20 protein-coding genes are annotated in these 24,226 nt (G+C 40.2%); 14 read left to right on the top strand and 6 right to left on the bottom strand.

Features of this window, described 5'->3' with window-relative positions; genetic code table 11:
* Nucleotides 1–172: 172 nt before the first annotated feature.
* The 3 genes from I6L31_RS04315 to I6L31_RS04305 all read right to left on the bottom strand — a co-directional run bounded on the left by I6L31_RS04315 (nt 173) and on the right by I6L31_RS04305 (nt 2,929).
* Nucleotides 173–616 (bottom strand): universal stress protein, encoded by a 444-nt coding sequence (locus I6L31_RS04315; RefSeq protein ID WP_005004779.1) that lies wholly within the window; start codon nt 614–616, stop codon nt 173–175.
* Nucleotides 617–902: 286 nt separating this feature from the next.
* Nucleotides 903–1,385 (bottom strand): FKBP-type peptidyl-prolyl cis-trans isomerase, encoded by a 483-nt coding sequence (locus I6L31_RS04310; RefSeq protein ID WP_004988415.1) that lies wholly within the window; start codon nt 1,383–1,385, stop codon nt 903–905.
* Nucleotides 1,386–1,618: 233 nt separating this feature from the next.
* A complete protein-coding gene (locus tag I6L31_RS04305; protein WP_005004778.1) occupies nt 1,619–2,929 on the bottom strand; it encodes a D-alanyl-D-alanine carboxypeptidase PBP6B in 1,311 nt (436 codons plus the stop codon).
* A gap of 170 nt (nt 2,930–3,099) precedes the next feature.
* Between I6L31_RS04305 and I6L31_RS04300 the strand changes: the two genes are divergently transcribed.
* The 6 genes from I6L31_RS04300 to rapA all read left to right on the top strand — a co-directional run bounded on the left by I6L31_RS04300 (nt 3,100) and on the right by rapA (nt 11,127).
* Nucleotides 3,100–4,800 (top strand): M61 family metallopeptidase, encoded by a 1,701-nt coding sequence (locus tag I6L31_RS04300; protein ID WP_005004777.1) that lies wholly within the window; start codon nt 3,100–3,102, stop codon nt 4,798–4,800.
* A gap of 76 nt (nt 4,801–4,876) precedes the next feature.
* Nucleotides 4,877–5,494 (top strand): thiamine phosphate synthase, encoded by a 618-nt coding sequence (gene thiE, locus I6L31_RS04295; RefSeq protein WP_005004776.1) that lies wholly within the window; start codon nt 4,877–4,879, stop codon nt 5,492–5,494.
* A 96-nt stretch (nt 5,495–5,590) separates the two neighbouring features.
* The gene (hemL, locus tag I6L31_RS04290) at nt 5,591–6,889 is read left to right on the top strand and encodes a glutamate-1-semialdehyde 2,1-aminomutase (protein ID WP_005004775.1); all 1,299 of its coding nucleotides are present in this window, start codon (nt 5,591–5,593) and stop codon (nt 6,887–6,889) included.
* Between the two features lie 45 nt (nt 6,890–6,934).
* Entirely contained in the window at nt 6,935–7,351 is a 417-nt protein-coding gene (locus I6L31_RS04285) for a GlcG/HbpS family heme-binding protein (RefSeq protein WP_005004774.1), read from the top strand.
* Nucleotides 7,352–7,504: 153 nt separating this feature from the next.
* Nucleotides 7,505–8,146 (top strand): RluA family pseudouridine synthase, encoded by a 642-nt coding sequence (locus I6L31_RS04280; RefSeq protein WP_005004773.1) that lies wholly within the window; start codon nt 7,505–7,507, stop codon nt 8,144–8,146.
* Nucleotides 8,147–8,289: 143 nt separating this feature from the next.
* On the top strand, nt 8,290–11,127 hold the full coding sequence (rapA, locus tag I6L31_RS04275; RefSeq protein WP_005004772.1) for an RNA polymerase-associated protein RapA: 2,838 nt from the start codon (nt 8,290–8,292) through the stop codon (nt 11,125–11,127).
* Between the two features lie 82 nt (nt 11,128–11,209).
* Here the strand turns inward: rapA and dps are convergent, their stop codons facing one another.
* Nucleotides 11,210–11,716 (bottom strand): DNA starvation/stationary phase protection protein Dps, encoded by a 507-nt coding sequence (gene dps, locus I6L31_RS04270; RefSeq protein ID WP_005004771.1) that lies wholly within the window; start codon nt 11,714–11,716, stop codon nt 11,210–11,212.
* A 155-nt stretch (nt 11,717–11,871) separates the two neighbouring features.
* Complete coding sequence (fabR, locus tag I6L31_RS04265; protein WP_004996933.1) at nt 11,872–12,564, bottom strand: HTH-type transcriptional repressor FabR; 693 nt, start codon at nt 12,562–12,564, stop codon at nt 11,872–11,874.
* Between the two features lie 140 nt (nt 12,565–12,704).
* On the opposite strand from fabR, the gene I6L31_RS04260 reads away from it, so the two are divergent.
* Together I6L31_RS04260 and I6L31_RS04255 are read left to right on the top strand one after the other, a co-directional pair.
* On the top strand, nt 12,705–13,766 hold the full coding sequence (locus tag I6L31_RS04260; protein WP_005004770.1) for a ferredoxin reductase: 1,062 nt from the start codon (nt 12,705–12,707) through the stop codon (nt 13,764–13,766).
* 13 nt (nt 13,767–13,779) lie between these two features.
* Nucleotides 13,780–14,874, top strand: a complete 1,095-nt coding sequence (locus I6L31_RS04255) for a fatty acid desaturase family protein (protein ID WP_005004769.1) — start codon at nt 13,780–13,782, stop codon at nt 14,872–14,874.
* A 64-nt stretch (nt 14,875–14,938) separates the two neighbouring features.
* Here the strand turns inward: I6L31_RS04255 and I6L31_RS04250 are convergent, their stop codons facing one another.
* Nucleotides 14,939–15,643: an SIMPL domain-containing protein gene (locus I6L31_RS04250; RefSeq protein WP_005004767.1), complete on the bottom strand. Its 705-nt coding sequence runs from the start codon at nt 15,641–15,643 to the stop codon at nt 14,939–14,941.
* A gap of 473 nt (nt 15,644–16,116) precedes the next feature.
* Between I6L31_RS04250 and I6L31_RS04245 the strand changes: the two genes are divergently transcribed.
* The 6 genes from I6L31_RS04245 to pstB all read left to right on the top strand — a co-directional run bounded on the left by I6L31_RS04245 (nt 16,117) and on the right by pstB (nt 24,159).
* The gene (locus I6L31_RS04245) at nt 16,117–17,487 is read left to right on the top strand and encodes a diaminobutyrate--2-oxoglutarate transaminase (protein ID WP_004988376.1); all 1,371 of its coding nucleotides are present in this window, start codon (nt 16,117–16,119) and stop codon (nt 17,485–17,487) included.
* Between the two features lie 4 nt (nt 17,488–17,491).
* Entirely contained in the window at nt 17,492–19,024 is a 1,533-nt protein-coding gene (locus I6L31_RS04240) for a pyridoxal phosphate-dependent decarboxylase family protein (protein ID WP_004988374.1), read from the top strand.
* Between the two features lie 289 nt (nt 19,025–19,313).
* Complete coding sequence (locus I6L31_RS04235) at nt 19,314–20,345, top strand: substrate-binding domain-containing protein (protein WP_004988371.1); 1,032 nt, start codon at nt 19,314–19,316, stop codon at nt 20,343–20,345.
* A 114-nt stretch (nt 20,346–20,459) separates the two neighbouring features.
* Nucleotides 20,460–21,839, top strand: a complete 1,380-nt coding sequence (gene pstC / locus I6L31_RS04230; protein WP_004988369.1) for a phosphate ABC transporter permease subunit PstC — start codon at nt 20,460–20,462, stop codon at nt 21,837–21,839.
* Nucleotides 21,836–23,233: a phosphate ABC transporter permease PstA gene (gene pstA / locus I6L31_RS04225; protein ID WP_004988368.1), complete on the top strand. Its 1,398-nt coding sequence runs from the start codon at nt 21,836–21,838 to the stop codon at nt 23,231–23,233. Before pstC ends, pstA begins: the two co-directional genes overlap by 4 nt.
* 11 nt (nt 23,234–23,244) lie before the next feature.
* Entirely contained in the window at nt 23,245–24,159 is a 915-nt protein-coding gene (gene pstB, locus I6L31_RS04220; RefSeq protein WP_370684998.1) for a phosphate ABC transporter ATP-binding protein PstB, read from the top strand.
* The last annotated feature ends 67 nt before the right edge of the window (nt 24,160–24,226 follow it).

Raw genomic sequence — 24,226 nt, 5'->3', positions numbered from 1 at the left:
AAGGTATTCATATACTGCTTGGTCTATAAGAGTTCATTCTCGGCCAAGATAAACCAGATATGGTAACCTCGATTTGTAATTAGCTAACAACAAACAATATTTGAGGATATTCACTCAAGTTGTTTTGGTTCTAGAAAAGCCCGTAAAAACGGGCTTTTTAGTGGCTGTAAGATTATTTTTTTACAATTAAAACAGGTAATTCTGTATTTCCAAGTACATCTTGCGCAAAGCTACCCAAGAAGAATTTTTGGAATCCTTTACGACCATGTGAACCCATCACAATCAAGTCAACTTTTAAGTCTTCCGCTGCTTGTAAAATACCTTCTGATGAGACTTCACCTTTGATAATTTGAGTCTCAATCTCAATACCTAATTCAGTTCCAATAGTTTCAGCTTTTGCCAGAGTTTCCTCTGCTTGTGCATGAGCTTCTACAAAGTAATCTTTCATTACAGGGGAAACATAATAAAAATCGACACCGCTAAATGGATCAACGGCCAATAAGCTGATTGCTGTAATTTTACTGTTAAATGCTTTTGCAATAGAAGCGGCTTGTTTAAGCGCAGCGAGAGAGATGTCAGAGCCGTCAACTGGAACTAAAATGTGTACATATTTCATGATGTATTATTCCTATGTAAATCAATCATTGTTATAAATCTAAAGTGCAATCTCTGTTGAAATAGAAACTACGTATGCACCTTTAGTCTTCATCATAAAAATAAATGAAAACAACTACAAGGCGAATTACAAATCAGAAGGCATCTTTTGTGAGTTTAATGAATAAAGAAAATAAAATTGATGATTAAATTTACAATTGATGGTTTTTAATATTGATTGGGCATTATGATTTAAAAAATAAAGCAAAGTCGAAACTTTGCTTTATTTGAATCGGTAAATTAACTGATTAGTGGTGATGACCACCCGCGCCATGAACATGACCATGATCAAGTTCTTCTTGGGTTGCATCACGAATTTCAACGATTTCAACTTCAAAAGTTAAATCTTGACCAGCAAGTGGGAAGTTTGCATCAACGACAACATTATCGCCTTCAACTGCTTTAACAGTAACGATTTGCACGCCATCATCAGTTTGAGCTTGGAATTGCATACCTGGTTGAATGTTTTCAACACCTTGGAACATTTGAGCTGGTACTTCTTGTACAAGATCAGGATTATATTCGCCATAACCTTCAGCAGCAGGTACATTGACTGTAAATTTTTCACCTACAGTTTTACCAGCCAAGGCATTTTCTAAACCTGGGATAATATTACCTGCGCCGTGCAAATAGGCAAGTGGTTCACCTTGTGATTGGTCAAGAGTTTCACCCTCTGCATTAGTCAGCGTGTAGTGGAATGAAACCACGTGGTTATTTGCAATAGCAGTCATGTTATTTGATCCATTCAATCAATTTAAGTACACATGATAAAGTGAAAAACTGGTTTTGTAGATGAAAAATCGTAAAAAACCACAAGTTTTCACATTTAAACACTCATTTTTTCATTAATAAGGGCAATTTTCTCAATTTCAATGCAAAATTGAATTTTTTATGCTGTAAATCTCGCCATTTAACTCTACAAAAAAGGTAGCTTAAAAGCTACCTTATTATCGACGAAATAATTTTAGTTCAGTGGGTAGAGTTTGACACTTCGATCATCATGACCAAATAGCGAAAACAAACCTTTGAACCACATAAAGAATCGTTCAAAAATATTGGCTTCCTGAATTTGAACATTGTCATTAATTTGGATGCTTTGAATCAATTGATTATTTTGGTAAACCTGAACCGTTGCAAGATGAACTGCTTTCATCAGCGGCGCAGTCAATTGTTTCTCGTTGAGCTCGACATTGACATGGGTTTTCGTGGTTTGTAAAGGTTCAATTGTGGTCATTATGCCGTTGGCGTAGGTGACATGTAAACGTTGAGTCTGCATATCAAACTGATTGAGATCAATCGGTTGTGATAAATCATATAATGATGTAGTGACTATTGTCGGTTGTCGAGTCTCAACCTTAAACATTTTCAAGGTAGATTTGACAACTGGCAGTTCAGCAATGAGCTGTTTATCTTTAATAACTTCTTCATCACGGGTATAAGCATAAGCCAGATTCATTAGTTTATGCGCAACTTCAGCTCGTTTTACTGCACTTTTAGTCCCTAAAACCACCACAATCAGACGACGCTCTGGTAAATCTGGATTTAGGGTTGGACGTTTCGCCGTTAGCGCAAGATTATAGCCCGCTGCTTTGGTAAAGCCTGTTTTTAAACCATCCACAGTTGGGTCATTTTTTAGTACCAAATTGGTTGCGCGATGAAAACGTTGGTTATAACTGAAACTGGGTAATTTTGAATAGCTTAAATAGTCAGGAACTTCATTGACCAATGCTTTGGCGAGTAAACCCAGATCATGTGAAGTCGAATAATGATCTGGCATGGTGACGCCAGCAGGGTTGGAGAAATGTGTATTCTGCATGCCCAAAGCTTGAGCTTCCTGATTCATGCGTTTCAAAAATGCAGGAACATTGCCTGAAATCCGTTCGGCCAAGGTTACCGCAGCATCATTGGCTGACATCACAATCAAACCTGCTAAAAGTTGATCAACAGAAATCTGTTCACCTTCTTTTAAATACATTTGGGATTCATCCCACTGAACCATTTTAACCACAGGAGTTGCAGTCAAAATTTCATCTTTACGTAGTTTGCCTGCCTTAATTTCTTTAAGGGCAATATAAGCTACCATCATCTTGGTTAAAGAGGCAGGAGCGCGTTGTGCATTGCTATTATATTCAGCAATGGTCTGGCCTGATTGTGCATCGATGATGCTCCAAGCCTGCGCTTCGACACTTTCAGGTGCAATATTCAGGAGTTGTGCATTGGCAAGCGTGGTACAAAACAAACTAAAAAGCGTAAAAAGTGAAAGGAAAAATCTCACGTGTTCACCTGCATGACCATCCTGTGGTGTGAAATGCTAAAAATAGTTGCATGCTATGCCTTTTTTTTCTTGGTGGCTAGTGACTTTTGTAGACAAATGCGACAACTACTCATGCGCTGTTAAAAAAATGTTAAGCTAGATGAAATTGATTGATTTGATATCCTGAAAATATGTTGCATTACCAAATTGAATTTGATGATTATCGCCAACACCTGATCCATGTCACTATGCGTTTTCTAGCCAATCCCAATCAGGAACTCTGGCTACCGACGTGGATTCCTGGAAGTTATTTGATTCGTGAATTTGCAAAACATATTGAATCAGTCAAAGCTTACGATGAAGCGGGTCGATTATTGTCGATTCGAAAAGATCAGAAAAATACATGGCAATTATTCAATACAGATCATGAACTGATTACAGTTGAGTATGATGTTTATGCTTATGATTTATCGGTTCGTGGTGCTTACGTCGATCAGACCCGTTTATATGTTAATCCTGCATGTGTCTGTCTGGGATTAAAAGATCAGGAACAATCCGCTTGTGAAGTCGAATTGTTTTTGCCAGAAGAACTGAAGCACTTCCAGCTTGCAACAGGTTTAACATCAAAAAGTTTAGTGAAAGGGCGTTTTACCTTAAAAGCAGAAAGTTATGATCAACTGATTGATAGTCCTTTTGAACTTGCAGAGCAAACCCGATTTAGTTTTGATGCAAATGCAATTGCACATGAATTTGTAGTATCAGGTCAGCATCACACCAATGTTGAACGCTTAAAGTCTGATTTAACTAAAATTTGTGAAACCGAAATTGCAATTTTTGGTTCTGCGCCATTTAAAAATTATACGTTTATGACGATGGCAACGGGCAATAGTTATGGTGGATTAGAACATTGTAATAGCACCAGTTTGATTACACCACGCAATGATTTGCCTAAAGCCAATGAACCTGAAGAACCATCTGAAGATTATCAGCGTTTCTTGGGTTTATGTAGTCATGAGTATTTTCATTCGTGGCTGGTGAAATTTATACGTCCTGAAAATTTTGCTCAATATAATTTACATCAAGAATCTTATACCTCTTTACTGTGGATTTTTGAAGGTTTTACCTCGTATTACGATGACCTAATTTTGCTACGCAGTGGCGTGATTTCACAAACATCTTATTTGAAATTATTGAAAGCCCAGATGGATCGTTATCTGCAAAATCCAGGACGATTTATTCAATCTGTGTCTGAGTCGAGTTTTGACGCATGGATCAAGTTTTATCGTCAGGATGAAAACTCAAATAATGCAGGAACCAGTTATTACAATAAAGGTGCTTTGGTCGCCTTATGTCTGGACCTCGGGTTACGCACTTATGACTCTAGTCTGGATGCATTATTGCGTCGCTTATATGAAAATACGCAAAAGGGCATTCAGGTCAATGAGCGAACCATTTTTGATCTTTGCAAGGAATTGACAGGACAAGATTGGACAGAACGTTTAAGTTTCTTGATCAATACTACAGAAGAGCTGCCAATCAATGAGTTACTGCCATCGTTTGGACTAAGCTATGAGTTTAAACACGATAAAGCATTGCCTTTTGGTCTAAAACTGCAAGATAAGCCTGAAGGTGTCCTGATTCAGCAAGCGAATCGTGCAGGTGAGGGTGCAAAAGCAGGTTTGTCTGCGCAGGATGTGATTGTTGCCATTGATGGACTTAAGGCGTCTGAAAAATTATTGGCGCAATATGCAAGACAACAGGGACAGTTCACCGTATTTGCATTCCGACGTGATGAGTTCATTCAGTTCACTGTAACCGGTGGAGAAATTCCATTACAAACTGTTGAATTTAAGATTGAAGACCAAGCCAAACTGGATTTATGGCTTAAATAGATCATAGGTATCTATAGGAAAACTTATATCGTTTTTGATATTCCATTTAATAAAGCAATAAAGAGATATAAATGTAATGCGTGGTTTATATTTAATTACCAATGATGATCCAATCGAACTCTTATTGGAAAAATTAGAAGCAGCTTTGGCTACGGGTCAAGTGGCGATTTTACAATATCGTCGTAAAAAAGTACCGCCACTCAATCAACCTGCCGAGGTCGATGCGATCAAATGGCTCTGTGAGAAATATCAGGTACCTTTAATCATTAATGATGATTTGATTTTGGCAGCGCAGTTTAAGCTGGGTGTGCATTTAGGTCAGTCGGATGGTGAAATTACTGATGCCAAAGCCAGATTGGCACCCAATGCGATTATTGGTCGAACCTGTGCCAACTCGATTGAACTGGCTGAACAAGCGATTATTGACGGTGCAACTTATGTGGCTTTCGGTGCAGTCTATGCAACGACGACCAAACCCGAAGCAGGTAATATTGGTTTGGAAACATTGAAACAGGCACGTTCAAAAGTCAATGTTCCGATCTGTGCCATAGGTGGTCTAACTGTTGAAAATTCCAAAGCAGTGATTGAAAGCGGTGCTGACTTGTGTGCTGTGATTAGTGATATATTAGGCCTTCCAGTTCCAGAGATTCCTGCGCGTGTTCATGCGTGGGCTGCGTTATTTGCAGATGCCTGATCTAAAGAATCCATCGGTTTTTGATTAAAGCCTGATTCAAAGAAAAATATTCTGCATTCTGATTTTTAACTGAATTTACAAGTATCGAGAGTATTCATGAGTTTATCTCCAAAACAAGTGCAATTATTTGAGCAAGCCAGTAAACATATTCCTGGCGGTGTCAATTCTCCTGTTCGTGCCTTTAATGGCGTTGGTGGAACTCCGGTATTTATTAAAAAAGCCAAAGGCGCTTATCTCTGGGATGAAGATGATCAGTGTTATGTGGATTATGTCGGTTCTTGGGGGCCTATGATTTTGGGTCATGCGCATCCAGACATTATTCAGGCAGTCCAAAAAGCAGCTGAAGATGGTTTAAGCTTTGGTGCGCCCACTGTGCATGAAACTACTTTGGCCGATATTATTTGCGACATCATGCCTTCTATTGAACTGGTACGTATGACCAATTCAGGGACAGAGGCGACTATGACCGCAATCCGTTTGGCACGTGGCTATACGGGACGTGACAAAATCGTGAAGTTTGAAGGCTGTTATCACGGGCATTCGGATTCATTACTGGTTAAAGCGGGTTCAGGTCTACTCACTAAAGGTGAGGGTGAGCCAACCTCTAAAGGTGTGCCTGCTGATTTTGCGAAACATACCTTAACCCTTCCGTATAACGATATTGCTGCATTAAAAGAATGTTTTGCCAAATTTGGACATGAAATTGCTGGTGTGATTGTAGAGCCTGTGGCAGGTAATATGAATCTGGTAAAACCAATCGATGGTTTTCTTCAAGCGATTCGCGATGTCTGTGATGAATACGGCGCTGTATTTATTATTGATGAAGTCATGACAGGGTTTCGCGTGGCTCTAGGCGGCGCGCAAGCGTATTATAACGTCAAACCAGATTTGACCACTTTGGGTAAAATTATTGGTGCAGGTCTTCCTGTCGGTGCATTTGGCGGTAAACGTGAAATTATGGAGTGCATCGCACCCTTAGGTGGCGTATATCAGGCAGGAACTTTGTCAGGAAATCCGTTGGCGATGCGCGCAGGTATTGAAATGTTTAAGCATTTGCGTCAGCCAGATTTTTATCAAAACCTGAATGTAAAACTTGAAAAATTGCTCGCAGGTTTACAAGCAGCGGCAGATGAAGCAGGGATTCCATTTAAAACCCAACAAGCAGGGGCGATGTTTGGTTTGTACTTTACCGATCAAGACGACATTACCAGTTTCGATTCTATGCTTGCGTGTGACACTGAAGCTTTCAAAAAGTTTTTTCATGGCATGTTGGATCGTGGAGTAAATTTTGCTCCTTCAGCTTTTGAAGCAGGATTCATCTCAGCTGCGCATAGTGATGAGGACATAGAATTTACGATTCAAGCTGCAAAAGACACATTTCAATCGATGAAATAATGACACTAAAGCCCGTTTGACGGGCTTTTTTAATGGAGCATAACCATGAAAACTAAACACTATTTGACGTTGGCTGATGCTGAAATTTTAATGAATCGTGCTGTTGAGTTATCGATTGAGCGCAGTTTCAATATGAGTATTTCGATTGTTGATGAAGCTGGTGCTTTGTTGATTATGAAACGCATGGATGGTGCAACACCATTAACGGCTCATTTGAGTCTGGAAAAAGCGAAATGTTCAGCCATGAGTCGCCGTCCATCCAAATTTTATGAAGACATTATTAGTAATGGTCAAATGGGATTTTTAACGCTTGAAAGTGTCACGGGTATGCTTGAAGGCGGTGAGCCGATTATTTATGAAGGGCAATTGATCGGAGCGATTGGTATCTCTGGTGCTAAATCTTTTGAAGATGCTGAAATCGCACAGACAGCAATCCACGATTTCTTTCAGCAAATTTCATAAATACTGAATATAACTGTCTTTATTATATGAAAACTCAATGCTGACACCCAGCTTAAATAAAAACTTTAGGAAAAATGCTGTTTTTGCATTGTATTTCTGCCTTAAGATTTTTATTATTGCCCGCTGATTTAAAAATCACTTCCGGAATAGATTTTGAGTAATTTTCTAAGCGATCACCTGATTCATCGTGATGACGATTTTATAGTCGTTCATAAACCAGCAGGCATACTTAGTGTTCCAGGAAAAGGCGATTTACATGATAGTGTCTTAACGCGATTAGTCGCAGAAGAGCCACGTACCTTACTGATTCATCGTCTGGATCGTGATACTTCTGGCATTTTGGTATTTGCTTTATCGAAAGCTGCGCAAACTCATATTTCAAAGCAGTTTCAGGCGCGTGAAACTGATAAAATCTATCAGGCAGTGGTCGCGGGCAATTTGACAGGTGAAGGTTCGGTTGATATTCCAGTGATCTATGATCCTGAACGTCCGCCGTTGCATATTGTGGATCCAGCACATCATAAACCTGCATTAACGCACTGGAAGGTCATTGAACATCTTGAATGGCAAGATCAGCCTGTAACGCGAGTACAACTGACTCCAATTACAGGTCGTTCGCATCAATTACGTGTGCACATGCAATATTTAGGTCATCCGATTGTGGGTGATACTTTATATGCAGATGAAAAATATCAGCAACTTATGCCTCGCTTGTGCTTACATGCGATGAGCTTAAGTTTTCATCATCCTAAAACGGGAGAGCTACTGACATTTCATTGTCCTGTTCCGTTTTAGTGTCAAAACTTTTTTAACAATCGTGAAAAGCTCATTTTTTTTAATGAGCTTTGTGTCAAAATATGTGCTTAAAGACTACACAAAAGGACTGACATTTAATCAAATGAACAGCGTAAAATGTGTGGTGCAAATTTGAGATAAAGGTGGAAAAATTGCAGCAGTTTGCTATTGGTCAACGTTGGTTATCAGATACGGAAACTGAACTCGGCTTGGGTGTTTTAATTGATGTTGATGAACGTTCAATCAGCATTTTATTCCCAAAAAGTGATGAAACTCGTGTCTATGCACGCAACAATGCACCTTTATCGCGTATTATTTTTAATATCAATGATGAAGTGCAGGATCAAGAAGGCAGTAAATGGCTGGTTGAATCCATCGAAAATCGTCATGGGGTGTTACGCTACAATGTTGTACGTACTCTAGAAAGTGGTGAACAAGAGCGCAAAGCACTGAATGAAACCCGTATTGGCGCTCAAATTCAGTTATCTAAACCTGTAGATCGCTTGCTGGCAAGTCAAGTCGATTATAAGGAATGGTACGATTTACGCATAGAAGCGTTGATCATGCAGGCACAAATGCAAACCAGTCCTTTGCGGGGTTTAATTGGTGCGCGTGTTGGCTTAATTCCACATCAGCTTTATATTGCACATGAAGTTGGTCAGCGTTTTGCACCGCGTGTACTGCTTGCAGATGAGGTCGGTCTGGGGAAAACCATCGAAGCAGGCTTGATCATCCACCAACAACTCAAAACAGGTCGTTCAGAACGTATTCTGATTCTAGTTCCTGATTCTTTACAGTATCAATGGATGATTGAAATGCGTCGCCGTTTCAATCTGCATTTTTCTTTATTTGATTTGACGCGTACTGCGTCGATGAAAGAACATGATCCAGACTTAAATCCATTTTCGACTGAACAATGCATTATTGCTAGCGTTGACTTGATGATTGATCATGAAGATTTGCGTGAGCAGGCGCTTGAAGCAGGTTTTGACTTGCTTGTGGTCGATGAAGCACATCATTTGATGTGGAGCGAAGAAGAAGGTGGTAATGACCGCTACGATCTGGTTGAAGAATTTGCTCAGCAAACTGCGGGTGTACTGCTACTCACTGCAACGCCTGAGCAACTGGGTGTAGAAAGTCATTTTGCCCGTTTACGTTTACTCGATCCACAACGCTTTAGTCGTCTGGATCGTTTTTTGGACGAAGAAGAGCAATATCAGCAAACTGCGAAAGTTGCTGAAGTACTCATGTCAGATGAAGCATTAACCGATGAACATATTGATGCTTTAGAGGGTTTATTGGGTCATCGTATTGATGATCAACCTGAACAGCGTTATCAAGCCATTCAAGAATTATTGGATCGTCATGGAACGGGTCGTATCTTGTTCCGTAATACCCGTGAAGCGATTCAGGGTTTCCCTGGACGTGATTGTCAGCCTGCCGCTTTGCCAGCACCCGCAGATTGGTCAATGGATGGTAAGTTGCGTGAGCAAATGTGGCCAGAAGAAGGTCAACTGGATGGTGCGTGGATGGAAATAGATCCACGTGTCGCATGGCTCATGGAAATTTTGCGTAAAGATTTAAAACATAAAAAAGTGTTATTGATCGCGCGTAGTGGGCCTGTGGTTGAAGCACTGGAAAATGCATTACGTTTACACGCAGGTATTCGTACTGCGATGTTCCATGAAGGGATGAGTTTGTTGGAGCGTGATCAGGCTGCCGCATACTTTGCGGAAGATAGTTATGGTGCGCAGATTTTGCTCTGCTCTGAAATTGGTTCCGAAGGTCGTAATTTTCAGTTCGCCAGTGATTTGATTTTATTCGATCTACCCGCAAATCCTGATGTATTGGAACAACGTATTGGTCGTCTCGATCGAATTGGTCAGGAAAATCGTATTCAGATTCATGTGCCTTATTTAATTGGAACTGCACAAGAACGTATGTTCCGTTGGTATAACGAAGCATTAAATATTTTTGGTAGCATTTCGCCAACTGCGCAAACCTTACAAGAAAATTTTATTGTCGATCTAAAAGAATGCTTACTGGCTGATCTTGGGCAACGTTTTGAAGATTTACTTGAAGAAGTGAATGTTCAGCGTCAGGCATTGGAAGCTGAGTTACAAGCGGGTCGTGATCGATTGCTGGAGTACAATTCTTGTCGTCCTGTCGTTGCACAACAGATTGTAGAAGCACTTGAAGATTATGATGACAATACCACGCTGCCGATGTTTATGAAGCGATTTATGTCATCCACCAATATCGACTTTGATGAGCAAAGTAATGGTACGGTTATTATCAAACCGACTGATCAAATGCAGGTACAGGGTTTAACCCTAGATGAAGAGGGCATGACCGCGACTTTTTATCGTGATCAGGCGCAAATTCGTGAAGATGCACAATACCTGACATTGGAACATCCTTTTGTTGAAAGTGTCATGGAGTTGATCAATACCCAAGCCTTTGGTAGTACCAATGTGGCGGTATTAAAGTCTAATGCACTTAAACAAGGTTCCGTGCTGATTGAAGTCTGGTTCAAAGTAGATGTGGTTGCCCCTAAAGCTCTTAACCTTCCGTCAAGCTTACCAAAACAGTTGATTCGTGTATTGCTCAGTGAAACGGGTCAGGATTTGTCTGAAAAGATTGATCCAGCGATTTTGAAGCCTTATTTGCATCATCTGGATGGTAATAGCTGCCGTCAAGTTGTGAAAGCGCGTCGAGAAGTGATTGAACAACGCTACACTCAGGCACTTGATATTGCAAAAACGTCTTTACCGAGCTTGATTGAACAAGCCAAACAACATTATGGTCAAAAATGGCAATATGAAATTGAACGTTTAAGCTATTTAAAACAGTTCAATCCAAGTATTCGTCCAGATGAAATTGAACGTCTGCAAAAATTGCAAAAAGAAGGTTTAAATTTACTGGATGGATTAGCTGTGACTCCAGAAGCCATTCAAGTAATGGTTGTAGTAAAACCATAAATTTTTGAATCAGTTGAAAATGCAAAAGGAGGAATTAATTCCTCCTTTTGTGTTTTAAAAGCGTATAGCATCAAGATTTAGATTAAGCCGTCTTGTCCTGATCGATATTGGCTTCAAGGAACCATAAATATTGATCCAGATCCTCTAGAGCTGCATGAATAATATCCTCAGAAATGGGATCTTCAATTTCATCAATCGTATCGCGTAAATGATTCGCTACAATCGCGTAACGATCGGCCAACTCTTTTAAGTGATCCTGCACATCGTGAATTTCAACTGGATAAGCTTTCAAATGCGACGTGTTACTGACGGCTTGAGTCGTCCCCAATGCAGTTCCACCAATCTGAACTGCGCGTTCAGCAACATTATCCAAGTGCGTGATGAGCGAAGTTCTAAAGGTATCCAACATTTCATGTACGGCAATAAAGTTGCTGCCACGCATATTCCAGTGCGCTTGTTTGGTCAGCAATGAAAGATCAATCAGATTCGCAAGAATTTGATTTAAAATTTTAACCGTAGCTTCTTTGACTGACGCATCTAAATTATTTCGTGTATAGACTTTTAATACTTTTGAAGTTGCTTTACTCATGATAACCCCGTATTGAGATGATATTAACCAATTAAAATTGGTCTGACTTAATGTTGTATTTTTAAGCTATCACAATATCTAATTGAGAATTGTTTTTATTATTCAAGTTTTGTATTAGAATTTTTTATTTGACTTTTATTTGTAAAGTCAAAGAATTAGCGTATTTTTGATTCATCTAGATGACGCGCACCCTCTAAAATCATACGAATCATCACCATCGTCTGTTCCGCAACTTCTTCACGCTGTTCATGAGGTAAATCAATGACTTTTGCCCCCATATTAAACACCAATTGAGTAATGGCTTTGGCAACAAGGTCTGGATGAAAAAGTTTGCTACGGTTTAGTCGTTCTAGACGAATTAAATCTTCTTGCAATTCTTGTTGAAAGAAAATGAGTTGACGTTCTACGGCTTCTTTATAGGATTTGGAACCAGTAAAACCTTCTCGCAGTAATAAGCTTAAATTGCCTTCATCGGTATCCAGTTGTTGAATAAATACTTCGACTGAACTGCGAATGATGCTGTTTTGCTTAGATGCTTGTAATCGAGATTCGCGAATAATTTGACGTAACACAATTCCTGAACGATCAATCAGTGCAATTGCCAGTTCATCAATGTCCTTAAAATGGCGATAAAAACTATTCGGGGCAATACCAGCTTCGCGTGCAACTTCTCTTAAACTTAAAGATGCGATACTTTTTTCTGGTCCAATCAAGTTTAACGCGGCTTCAAATAATTCCTCTTTGGTAATGGTTGCTTTACGACCTACGGTACGGCTAGGTGTTTTCTGATCAAATTCAGGAGTGTCAGAATGAGAAGCAAGCGTTGAAGAAAGGGAAGAAGCGGTCATATTTTTCAATACATTGTCGGTATTGAATCATTATAACCATAGAGCTAGGCCATTGGGAAATGCAAATAAAAGTACAAGTGTATATACAAATTTATATACATGTGTATAATAATTAAAAAGCAACCTAGAGTGGCATTACTATGCAAGCAATTCAAAAGAGTCCATCACTCTTTCGTACATTGACGCAATCAGTGTTCGATCCGCATGCAGCTGATTTTTGGCTACAAAAAGTTAATCCAATTTGGTCGACATCACGTGCCTTGGCGCAAATTATAGAAAAAAAACAAGTTGCAAAAGATACGATCAGTTTAACTTTGCAAACCAATCGCCATGTGAAGTTGGGCAAGGCAGGCCAGCATCATCCAGTGAAAGTTAAAATAGACGGTCGTTTATATGAGCGTAGCTATAGTTTAACGGAGCGCAATGGTGATCTGATTTTGACGGTAAAAAAAATTGCTGATGGTAAAGTCAGTACTTGGTTACACGAGCAAAGCCAAGTGGGTGATATTGTCGAACTTGGTCAGCCTTTTGGCGATATGCAACTAGATGATCAACAAAATGTGGTCTTACTGGCTGCGGGGAGTGGTATTACTCCAATGTATAGCCTGATTGAACAACTGAAACGTAATCAGCAATTGACTCAAGCCCAAGTCAAACTTTTATATTGGGTTAAACATCGTAATGAAGCCGCTTTTGCCTCAAAATTTGAACAACTTGCATCTCAATATCCACAATTTGAGTACAAAATTTTTAGTACGCAAGATGTGCAACACGATGACCGTTTAAATGTAACGCATTTGGCTGCAATCGAAAATCTGGAAAATACAACCGTCTACGCTTGCGGACCATCAGGTTTTGTGCAAACCGCAGAAGAATTGTTTGGTCATGCTCAATGCTTTATGAGTGAAGCATTTAGTTTGACTCAAATCTCTGACAATGACACAGGTTTTGTCAATGTCACTTTAAGTCGTTCCAATAAAACAGTCGCTATTCCAAAAGGACAATCCATTTTAGCGGGACTTGAACAGGCCAATATCAAGCCTACTTACGGCTGCCGCATGGGCGTCTGTCATAAGTGTGTCTGCCAAAAGACGCAAGGCACTACTCAAGATTTGCTCAATGCCAGTGAAAATAGCGAACCAAAAAATCACATTAAAATCTGTGTTAGTTCAGCCAAGTCTGATCTTGTGATCGACCTTTAAAGAGAGAACTCCCATGAATATGCCTGTCAAAGTTGAATATTTTAAAAATCCAAAAAATAGAGAATTAACCCAAGCTGAGTTAGATCAATTTGCCCAAGAGTTGGATCAAATCAAGCAAGAAGTCTTGGATGATATTGGTGAAAAAGATGCTGCCTACATTCGCCGTGTCTATAGTGCAATTCGTTATACCAGCGTCTTAGGGCGTGCCTGTTTATTTGCAGGTTGGTTTCCGCCAGCATGGGTTTTGGGAACTGGTCTATTGGGTGTTTCCAAGATTCTGGAAAATATGGAAATGGGTCACAATGTGATGCATGGACAATACGACTGGATGAATGATCCCAAATTTAATGGACAGACCTATGAATGGGATACCGTAGGAACAGCCGATAACTGGCGTCAAACCCATAATTTTAAACATCATACCTATACCAATATTAAAGGTATGGATGATGACATTGGTTATGGACTGTTGCGTTTATTTCCAGAACAACGCTGGAAACCAGGGTTCTTGTTGCAACCTATTTATAGCATTCCTTTTTGTTTGTTATTCCAATGGGGTGTTGCTATTCAAAATCTGGAAATTGGTAAAGTGATCTATAAACGTAGAACATGGAAACAGTTTATGGCAGATTGGAAACCTGCACAGAAAAAAATGGGTAAGCTCCTGTTTAAAGATTATGTATTTTTTCCATTGATTGCTGGGCCTGCGGCTTTGCCTGTATTTACGGGAAATCTGGTGGCCAATGGGATTCGTAATATCTGGACATTTAGTATTATTTTCTGTGGTCACTTTACCAAAGATGTCGAAGTTTTCCCAAAAACGGTATTGCAAAATGAAAGTCGTGGTCATTGGTATATGCGTCAAATTCGTGGTTCTTCAAACCTGACAGGTTCGGAAGTTTTTCATATTTTGACAGGACATTTGAGTCACCAAATTGAGCATCATTTATTTCCAGATGTACCTGCACGTCGTTATCGTCAAATGGCACCCAAAGTTGAAGCGGTGTGTAAAAAATATGGCATTCATTATAACAACGCGAGTTTGGTAAAACAGTATGGTCAAGTGCTTGGACGTATTGTGAAATATGCGTTTCCGTTTAAGAAATAGTTTTTGCGTCATTGTGATGAAAAATAGAGAGATTAAAGCTCTCTATTTTTTCGTAATTAGGTAGTTATTTAAACTGAATCGTACCATTTGCACTGACTGTAATTTTAGATTCACCTGCTGCCACATCTTGTGCAGGAGCAGCTTCAGCCGTTGCAAATTTTGCCATACTGGCGCGCATCATAATGGGCTGTGGGAAATAATTATTGGTATTTAAATTGAGATTGACCAGATTATAACTACCTTTGTTCCAAGCTTGTGTAATCACCTGCGCACGTTGCTGGAAGTTTTTGGATGCTTCGACCATGAGCTCATTTTCAACTTTTTTACGTTGTTCATCCGAGACTGTAAAATTGATCGATTGGGTCTGGAAGTTTTGCTGTAATTCACTGATCAACTGACTTGCAGCTTTAAAGTCTTTACTTTCCAGACGGATTTCAGCACGTCCACGCCATTCCTTAAATTTGCTGCTGTCATTATCATAAACTGGATAAGTGCTTTGCGCGCCCGTTTCAACTTTAACCTGCGGATATTTACGCGAGACTGCCATCGCTTCATTCATCAGTTGATTAATTTGTGTAGCTAACGCAGCAGGTTGTTTATTACTTTTTTCAATATAAAGTGTGGCATGCATTTCATCATTGGACACTTGACGGGATGCTTCTGCCTGAACGTTCACGACATTATAGTTAAGCGACTCATTTTCTGCTGCAAATACAGCAGGACTCATGCTCGCAGAAAGTAATACACTGCCCAATAATAAATGACGCATAACATCTCCTTAGAATATAAAATAAAAAATTGTTTTTATCTCAATCTATCTTAATGATCAGTGATGTAGAACTTAAACATCTTTTGTGGAGAGTTTGTAATAATTTAGATGTAATTAGAATCTATATATTGACAGATAAATTATTAAAATCATATGCTTAATTATTCTTGGCGATAAAATAAATGTTAAATTTATCAAAAGCAAAATAGTAGATAAAAAAAGCGTATTTTCTTTCGCTTGTCACATAGTATGATTATAAATTGTTCAAGGAGTTAGGCATTTATTTTTTTTGATCTATCTGCATGAAATTATAGACCAAAAGGTCTTTATTTTTATACAAAAAAGGGTATCATCGCCCTCCTAGTGATAAGAAAGCAAATGTTGCCTAACTAGAATCCTACAAGCACCGAGTCAAAGGACCGCAAGTCACCAGACTTATTTCTTTCAACCCATATCAGAGATGGTAATTCGATATGAGCGTTAATTCCGTAAATCCTGCCACCCATTCAACTAACGAATACTACTTGACTCGCCAAAGTCAGATGGAATCGAATGTTCGTAGTTATCCGCGTAAATTACCGTTAGCGATTGCCAAAGCGCAAGGCTGCTGGGTTACAGACGTCGAAGGTACTCAATACCTTGACTGTTTAGCGGGGGCGGGGACACTGGCTTTAGGCCACAATCATCCTGCGGTGATTCAAAGTATTCAAGACACTTTAGCAAGTGGTTTGCCTTTACATACTTTAGATTTAACAACTCCTTTGAAAGATGCATTTACTGAAGCATTACTCTCTTACTTGCCTGGCGGTCAGGAAGAATATTGCTTACAGTTCTGTGGTCCATCTGGTGCAGATGCGACCGAGGCAGCGATTAAACTTGCCAAAACTTATACTGGGCGTAGCTCAGTCATTAGTTTCTCTGGCGGTTATCATGGTATGACGCATGGTTCTCTTGCAATGACTGGGAATCTCAGTGCTAAAAATGCCGTGAATAATTTAATGCCGGGCGTACAGTTTATGCCATATCCGCATGAGTACCGTTGTCCATTAGGACTTGGCGGTGAAGCTGGTGTTGATGCATTAACTTATTATTTTGAAAATTTAATTGAAGATGTTGAAAGCGGTGTCACCAAGCCTGCTGCCGTGATTCTTGAAGCAATTCAAGGTGAAGGCGGTGTCGTGACTGCGCCAGTGAAATGGTTGCAAAAAATCCGTGAAGTGACTGAAAAGCACAATATCGTTTTAATTCTGGACGAAGTTCAGGCTGGTTTTGCACGTTCAGGCAAAATGTTTGCTTTTGAACATGCAGGTATTGAGCCTGATGTAGTCGTCATGTCAAAAGCTGTGGGTGGTGGTTTACCGCTTGCTGTATTAGGTATTAAACGTAAGTTTGATGCATGGCAACCTGCGGGTCATACCGGTACTTTCCGTGGTAACCAATTGGCAATGGGTACAGGTTTAGTGGTGTTAAATACCATTAAAGAACAAAATCTAGCCAAAAATGCACAAGAGCGTGGTGATTACCTGCAAGCTGAATTGAAAAAATTGGCTCAGGAATTTCCATGTATTGGTAACGTGCGTGGTCGCGGTCTGATGATTGGTGTCGAAATCGTAGATGAACGTAAACCAGTAGATCGTATTGGCTCACGTCCAGCTGATGCACAATTGGCTGCTGCCATTCAAACCGCTTGTTTCAACAATAAACTATTGCTTGAAAAAGGCGGTCGTAACGGTACCGTGATTCGTTTACTTTGCCCACTGATCATCTCTCAGGATGAATGTGTTGAAGTGCTTGCGCGTTTCAAAAAAGCAATGGGTGAAGCACTTAAAGCAGTTCGAGGCTAATCGCATGGTTGATTTTGCAGAACATCGTAAAGCGTTACTCTGCAATGATGCTGGTTCCATTGCTGACTATCAGTCAGCAATGGATGAAGCGGTGAAAGCCGTTGCTGCATGGTTGCAAAATGACAAAATGTACACGGGTGGTAGTATCAAGGAATTGCGCTCGGCGATTTCTTTTAATCCTTCAAAAGAAGGGATGGGCTTACACCAGTCTTTAAGTCGTATGGTTGAGTTATTTCTTAACAAAAGCTTAAAGGTACATCATCCATATTCTCTCGCACATTTGCATTGTCCAACGATGGTGACCAGTCAGATCGCTGAAGTGCTCATCAATGCGACTAACCAGTCGATGGATTCTTGGGATCAAAGCCCTGCGGGTTCTTTGATGGAAGTGCAATTGATTGACTGGTTACGTCAAAAGGTTGGTTATGGGTCTGGTCAAGCCGGTGTGTTTACCTCAGGTGGTACGCAGTCAAATTTGATGGGTGTCCTACTGGCGCGCGACTGGTGTATTTCCAAGAATTGGAAAAATGAAAACGGTCAACCGTGGTCAGTCCAACGTGATGGTATTCCTGCGGAAGCCATGAAAAACGTTAAAGTCATTTGTTCTGAAAATGCACATTTCTCTGTGCAAAAGAACATGGCGATGATGGGCATGGGCTTTCAGTCGGTAGTGACCGTTCCTGTGAATGACAATGCCCAAATGGATGTGGATGCGCTTGAAAAAACCATGGCGCATTTGCAAGCGGAAGGCAAAATCGTGGCATGTGTGGTGGCTACTGCGGGTACAACCGATGCAGGTGCGATTGATCCACTCAAGAAAATCCGTGAAATCACCCATAAATATGGTGCATGGATGCATATTGATGCCGCTTGGGGTGGTGCATTGATTTTATCGAATGCACATCGTGACATGTTGGATGGTATTGAACTCTCCGATTCGATCACTTTAGACTTCCATAAGCATTATTTCCAAAGCATTAGCTGTGGTGCATTCTTATTGAAAGATGAAGCCAATTATCGCTTTATGCATTATGAAGCAGAATATTTAAACTCTGCTTACGATGAAGAACATGGTGTACCAAATCTGGTCTCTAAATCATTGCAAACCACTCGCCGTTTTGATGCCTTAAAGCTCTGGATGACCGTGGAAGCATTGGGTGAAGAACTGTATGGTTCCATGATTGATCATGGTGTGACGCTAACTCGTGAAGTCGCTGATTATATTAAAGCAACAGATGGGCTTGAGCTTCTGGTAGAACCACAATTTGCTTCAGTATTGTTCCGTGTTGTGCCTCAAGATTATCCTGTTGAATTTATCGATAGTCTGAATCAAAATGTTGCAGATGAATTGTTTGCGCGTGGCGATGCCAATATTGGTGTGACTAAAGTTGGGCAAGTTCAGTCTTTAAAAATGACGACACTTAGCCCAGTGGCAACACTGGATAATGTGAAAAGCTTATTGGCACTGGTGCTTGCTGAAAGTGATCGTATTAAAGATGACATCGTTGCAGGAACTTATACACCCGCAATTGATTAAGTCTTATGATTATGAAAAGGTCACTTCGGTGGCCTTTTTTATGACAGAATAATGAAATATTACATTTTAATGGATAAATAAAAATACAAAGCTTATATTGAAAATTGAAGTTACATATTGAAATTAAAAGAATTTTATAAAAATCAAAGTTTAGGGTTGAATTATCACAAAAGCGTCATCAAGTTGTCACCTAATTGTCATATTTTAAAATCAAAATGCATGTATCGAAAGTACACACACTCACTTACCCAGTGATGTACCCACTTAAGCTAAATAAAGAGAGAAGAGCATGCGCTTAAATCCACGTCAACTTGCCATTGCACTTGCAGTTTCTGGGGCCGCTATCGCGACAACTGCGAATGCAGCCCGTGATACGATTCAGATCGCTGGTTCATCCACTGTTTTACCTTATGCAAGTATTGTTGCAGAAGAGTTTGGTAATACTTTCCCACAGTTTAAAACTCCAGTAGTCGGTTCTGGTGGTACATCTGGTGGTCTAAAACAGTTCTGTCAAGGTGTTGGCGATAACACGATTGATATTGCAAACGCTTCACGTAAAGTTAAAGATACAGAATTAGCTGCATGTAAAAAAGCAGGCGTAAACCAAGTACAAGAAATCAAAATTGGTTATGACGGTATTGTATTTGCATCAAACTCAAACAAAGCAGCTTATAAATTAAAACCAGCCTTTGTTTTTGCTGCGCTTGCTGAGAAATTGCCATCAAATGGCCAGCTTGTACCAAACCCATATACACGCTGGAACCAGATTGATAAATCACTTCCAAACGAGCCAATTACACTGGTTATTCCAGCTTCTAACCACGGTACTCGTGAAGTATTCCAAGAAAAAATGGTAGAAGCGGGCTGTGAAGCTTACGATTACTTCAAAAAAATGGACAAAGAAGAACAGAAAAAAGCTTGTTCAGCATTTCGTAAGGATGGTCGTGTGATTGAAATCGCAGGCGACTATACTGAAACTCTGGCACGTTTAAAAACATCTCCTAGCGCAGTTGGTGTATTTGGTTTAGGCTTCTATGACCAAAACCGTGACAAGCTTCGTGTTGCAACTGTAAACAACGTAGCACCTTCTGAAAAAACGATTTTGAATGGTAGTTACCCTGTATCTCGTCCTTTATTCTTCTATGTGAAAGGCGAGCATGTGAAATCAATTAAAGGCTTACCGCAATATGTAGAATTCTTCCTGAACAAAAAGACTTCAGGTAAAGGTTCTAAACTTGAAAAAGCGGGCTTGATTTCAATGTCTGATTCAGAACGTGCAAAAGTACTGGCAGACTTTAAAGCAGGTAAATCTGTTAAATAATAGATTGAAAATGAGAGCTGATGTGGGTGTGATACCTTCATCAGCTTTTTGTCTAGCAAGATGTTTAACTGGGTTTTTTCAAAGAATGAAAATTGAGAAAACGGTGGAGATTACATGAATCTGCTATTGATTGGCGTGCTATTGGCACTCATTGCCATAGCTTATCAAATTGGGTTGAGCAAAAGTCGCAGCCTAGCAGGTAAGGGAAATAACTCTGCATTATTACATTCACGACCGGGCTATTATGGCGCATTGGTCGCGTTATGGTGTGGTATCCCTGCTTTTTTAATTTTGATTGTTTGGAATTTGGTCGAACCCAATATTTTAAAGCATGTCGTTTTGGATCAAGTTCCGGCCGCAACTTTGGCAGGAATGGACCAAGCCAGCATTGAAGTATTGATGAATCGTGTTAAAGCGATTGCTTCTGGTTTTGGTGTTACCGATCAACCCGCTGCTTACGAACTTGCTGCCGCAGCGCAACTCGCTAAAGTACAGACCATTGGGTCATATGCCAAACTTGCGGTAGTGCTTTGTGCTGCGATTGTTGGTTTATTGATTGCAAAAAAACGTGTTGCAGAAAATTTTAGAGCACGTAATAAAGTTGAAAAAATTATTAATATCACGCTTGCACTCTGCTCGGGTGTAGCGATTCTGACGACACTTGGCATTGTGATGTCAATGTTTAGTGAAGCCTTAAGATTTTTCTCTTTCGTGAGCCCACTCGACTTCTTCTTTGGTACTGAGTGGAATCCAGGTTTTAGTACATCAGGTAGTGCAGAAGGTAGTTACGGTCTATTACCACTACTTTGGGGTACCCTCATGGTGAGTGGTATTGCCTTACTGGTTTCAGTGCCGATTGGTTTGATGATCGCAATTTATCTGGCTGAATATGCTTCTCCTACGTTGCGTTCATGGGCAAAACCAGCCATTGAAATTTTGGCGGGTATTCCGACCATTGTGTATGGTGTATTTGCCCTGATGATCATTGGCCCATTCTTTAAAATGGCAGGTGAATTGGTTGGCATTAATATCAATGCCACCAGTGCGCTCACCGCGGGTTTTGTGATGGGCATTATGATTATCCCATTCGTATCTTCACTTTCGGATGACATCATTACTCAGGTTCCACGTGCACTACGTGATGGTTCACTTGGACTTGGCGCGACTAAATCTGAAACGATTCGTCAGGTGGTGATTCCAGCAGCATTGCCCGGCATTATTGGTGCATTCTTATTGGCTGCTTCCCGCGCCATTGGTGAAACCATGATCGTGGTACTGGCAGCAGGGAATAGTCCTTTACTTCATGTCAATCCATTAGAAGCAGTGTCTACTGTGACAGTCACGATTGTCAACCAATTAACAGGTGATACAGATTTCGCAAGTCCTCAGGCGCTGGTTGCATTTGCTCTAGGTTTGACGCTGTTTGTAATCACTTTAGGTCTTAACATTGTTGCACTTTATATTGTGCGTAAATATCGCGAGCAATACGAATGAGTACATCAAATACTTCTACACCTTTGGATCAAAATAGTTTTGATCCACAAGTTGCCGCGGAATTACGCGAAAAACGTAAGAATACGATTCAAAAGTCTTTGGCAAAACGCCATCGCAAAGAAACGACATTTCGATTATTTGGTTTTTCTGCGGTTGTGATTGGTCTGTTATTTGTTGCCCTGTTATTTGGTAGTATCTTGGCAAAAGGTTTACCTGCTTTTTGGCAAACCAGTATGACGGTTCCTGTTTATTTCGATCCGACCCTCATTGATGCAGGCCCTAAACCTGTTCAAGCGTCAGGTGAAACACCAGCCCATTTTCAGGAACGCTATATTGAGTGGCAAACCAAAATGGGTATGGTCGATTGGGATGCATTAATCGTAAATGGTTTGATTGCCAAAGATCCATCTTTAGCTTCAAAACGTGATGATTTAAGTAGTTTGTATACTAGCTCTGAATCTTATCGCTTACGTGATATGGTCTTTAAGGATCCATCATTGATTGGTAAGCGTGAAGATATCAAGTTCCTTGCAGATGCCAATGTCGATGTCTGGTTAACAGGTAAGATCGATCGTAGTTTGCCAGATGATCAACAACAATTGAGTCCAGAAGTGCGTCAATTGGCCGATCAATTAGAAAAAAATGGCGTACTTACACATTCATTTAATACCAATATTTTCACCAATCCAGACTCTCGTAGTTCGCCTGCAACCAGTGGTTTAGCCGGTGCATTTATGGGCTCCCTGTTTATGATGTTGATTGTGATCTTTATTTCGATCCCAATTGGTGTTGCCAGTGCGGTATATCTGGAAGAGTTTGCGAAACAAAACGTGATGACCGATGTCATTGAAGTCAATATTAATAATCTGGCTGCGGTTCCGTCGATTGTATTTGGTTTGCTTGGCGCTGCGATCTTTATTAACTGGATGCATTTACCTTTATCTGCCCCATTGGTTGGTGGTCTGGTCCTCAGCTTGATGACGCTTCCAACCGTTATTATTACGACGCGTGCTGCCCTGAAAGCTGTTCCACCATCGATTCGTCAAGCTGCGCTTGGTTTAGGAGCTTCACGGGTGCAAGTGGTATTCCATCATGTGTTGCCATTGGCATTGCCGGGTATTTTAACTGGTGCGATCATTGGTGTAGCTCAGGCTTTAGGTGAAACTGCGCCGTTACTTTTAATTGGTATGAGTGCTTTCGTCGCAAGTATTCCTACCAGTCCACTGGATCAATCAACAGCCCTACCTGTTCAAATTTTCTTATGGCAGGGTAATGAATTACGTAACTTCTTTGAAGGACGTACCGCAGCAGCCATTATTGTACTCTTGGCAATGATGATTGGTTTAAACAGCCTCGCAATTTGGTTACGTAAAAAATTCGAAGTGCGTTGGTAATAGAGGGTGAGATGATGAATACTATTGATACAACAAATGCCTTAGAAAAGGATAAAACAGTGAATTCTGATCAAAAGCAATTTACCAGTGCTGAAACGGAACCAAAACGTCAGACTTCATTTGTTTCACAGTTTGATACTCAGACGAGTCCCAAAAAAGAAACGAAGCAAAACGTTAAGCTCAGTGCTAATGATGTGCATGTCTATTATGGTGATAGCGAAGCGATTAAAGGCATTGATATCAGTATTTATGAAAATGAAGTGATTGCTTTTATTGGGCCTTCTGGTTGTGGTAAATCAACATTCTTACGTACCCTGAACCGTATGAATGATACGATTGATAGCTGTCGTGTGACGGGTAAGGTATTATTGGATAATCACGACATTTATGATCCAAACTTGGACGTAGTGTTACTACGTGCTCAAGTTGGTATGGTATTCCAAAAACCAAACCCATTCCCAAAATCAATTTTTGACAACGTTGCTTATGGCCCTAAGTTACATGGCTTGGCACGTGATAAATACGATCTCGAAGAGATTGTTGAAAATAGTTTGCGTAAAGCAGGTTTGTGGGATGAAGTCAAAGATCGTTTGAATCAGCCAGGCACAGGCTTATCGGGTGGTCAACAGCAACGTTTGTGTATTGCACGTACTATTGCGGTTAGTCCAGAAGTGATCCTGATGGATGAACCTTGTTCGGCACTTGATCCAATCGCAACGGCTAAAGTAGAAGAATTAATTTCTGAACTTTCTAATCAGTACACCATTGCGATTGTAACGCACTCGATGCAACAAGCAGCACGTGTTTCTGACCGTACCGCATACTTTCATTTGGGTGACTTGATTGAAGTCAACTCTACTGAAAAAGTCTTTACTCAACCTGATCATCAGTTGACTGAAGCGTATATTACGGGTCGTTTTGGTTGATTCTGTTCTGTTAAGGAAAGCACCTTTGGGTGCTTTTTTTATCGAAAAAATGGCTGTATATCATCTT

It is taken from the genome of Acinetobacter septicus, assembly GCF_019355975.1.
In the GTDB taxonomy this organism is placed as follows: domain Bacteria; phylum Pseudomonadota; class Gammaproteobacteria; order Pseudomonadales; family Moraxellaceae; genus Acinetobacter; species Acinetobacter ursingii.
This window is presented reverse-complemented; position numbering and strand designations above follow the sequence as displayed.

What these genes read in the sequence shown, in the direction of transcription:
- I6L31_RS04240 (WP_004988374.1), top strand. Translation starts at nt 17,492, where the DNA reads ATGGTTGATTTTGCAGAACATCGTAAAGCGTTACTCTGCAATGATGCT.
- pstB (WP_370684998.1), top strand. Translation starts at nt 23,245, where the DNA reads ATGATGAATACTATTGATACAACAAATGCCTTAGAAAAGGATAAAACA.
- I6L31_RS04315 (WP_005004779.1), bottom strand. Translation starts at nt 616, where the DNA reads ATGAAATATGTACACATTTTAGTTCCAGTTGACGGCTCTGACATCTCT.
- pstA (WP_004988368.1), top strand. Translation starts at nt 21,836, where the DNA reads ATGAGTACATCAAATACTTCTACACCTTTGGATCAAAATAGTTTTGAT.
- I6L31_RS04310 (WP_004988415.1), bottom strand. Translation starts at nt 1,385, where the DNA reads ATGACTGCTATTGCAAATAACCACGTGGTTTCATTCCACTACACGCTG.
- pstC (WP_004988369.1), top strand. Translation starts at nt 20,460, where the DNA reads ATGAATCTGCTATTGATTGGCGTGCTATTGGCACTCATTGCCATAGCT.
- I6L31_RS04255 (WP_005004769.1), top strand. Translation starts at nt 13,780, where the DNA reads ATGAATATGCCTGTCAAAGTTGAATATTTTAAAAATCCAAAAAATAGA.
- fabR (WP_004996933.1), bottom strand. Translation starts at nt 12,564, where the DNA reads ATGACCGCTTCTTCCCTTTCTTCAACGCTTGCTTCTCATTCTGACACT.
- I6L31_RS04285 (WP_005004774.1), top strand. Translation starts at nt 6,935, where the DNA reads ATGAAAACTAAACACTATTTGACGTTGGCTGATGCTGAAATTTTAATG.
- I6L31_RS04245 (WP_004988376.1), top strand. Translation starts at nt 16,117, where the DNA reads ATGAGCGTTAATTCCGTAAATCCTGCCACCCATTCAACTAACGAATAC.
- dps (WP_005004771.1), bottom strand. Translation starts at nt 11,716, where the DNA reads ATGAGTAAAGCAACTTCAAAAGTATTAAAAGTCTATACACGAAATAAT.
- thiE (WP_005004776.1), top strand. Translation starts at nt 4,877, where the DNA reads ATGCGTGGTTTATATTTAATTACCAATGATGATCCAATCGAACTCTTA.
- I6L31_RS04235 (WP_004988371.1), top strand. Translation starts at nt 19,314, where the DNA reads ATGCGCTTAAATCCACGTCAACTTGCCATTGCACTTGCAGTTTCTGGG.
- I6L31_RS04250 (WP_005004767.1), bottom strand. Translation starts at nt 15,643, where the DNA reads ATGCGTCATTTATTATTGGGCAGTGTATTACTTTCTGCGAGCATGAGT.
- hemL (WP_005004775.1), top strand. Translation starts at nt 5,591, where the DNA reads ATGAGTTTATCTCCAAAACAAGTGCAATTATTTGAGCAAGCCAGTAAA.
- I6L31_RS04300 (WP_005004777.1), top strand. Translation starts at nt 3,100, where the DNA reads ATGTTGCATTACCAAATTGAATTTGATGATTATCGCCAACACCTGATC.
- I6L31_RS04260 (WP_005004770.1), top strand. Translation starts at nt 12,705, where the DNA reads ATGCAAGCAATTCAAAAGAGTCCATCACTCTTTCGTACATTGACGCAA.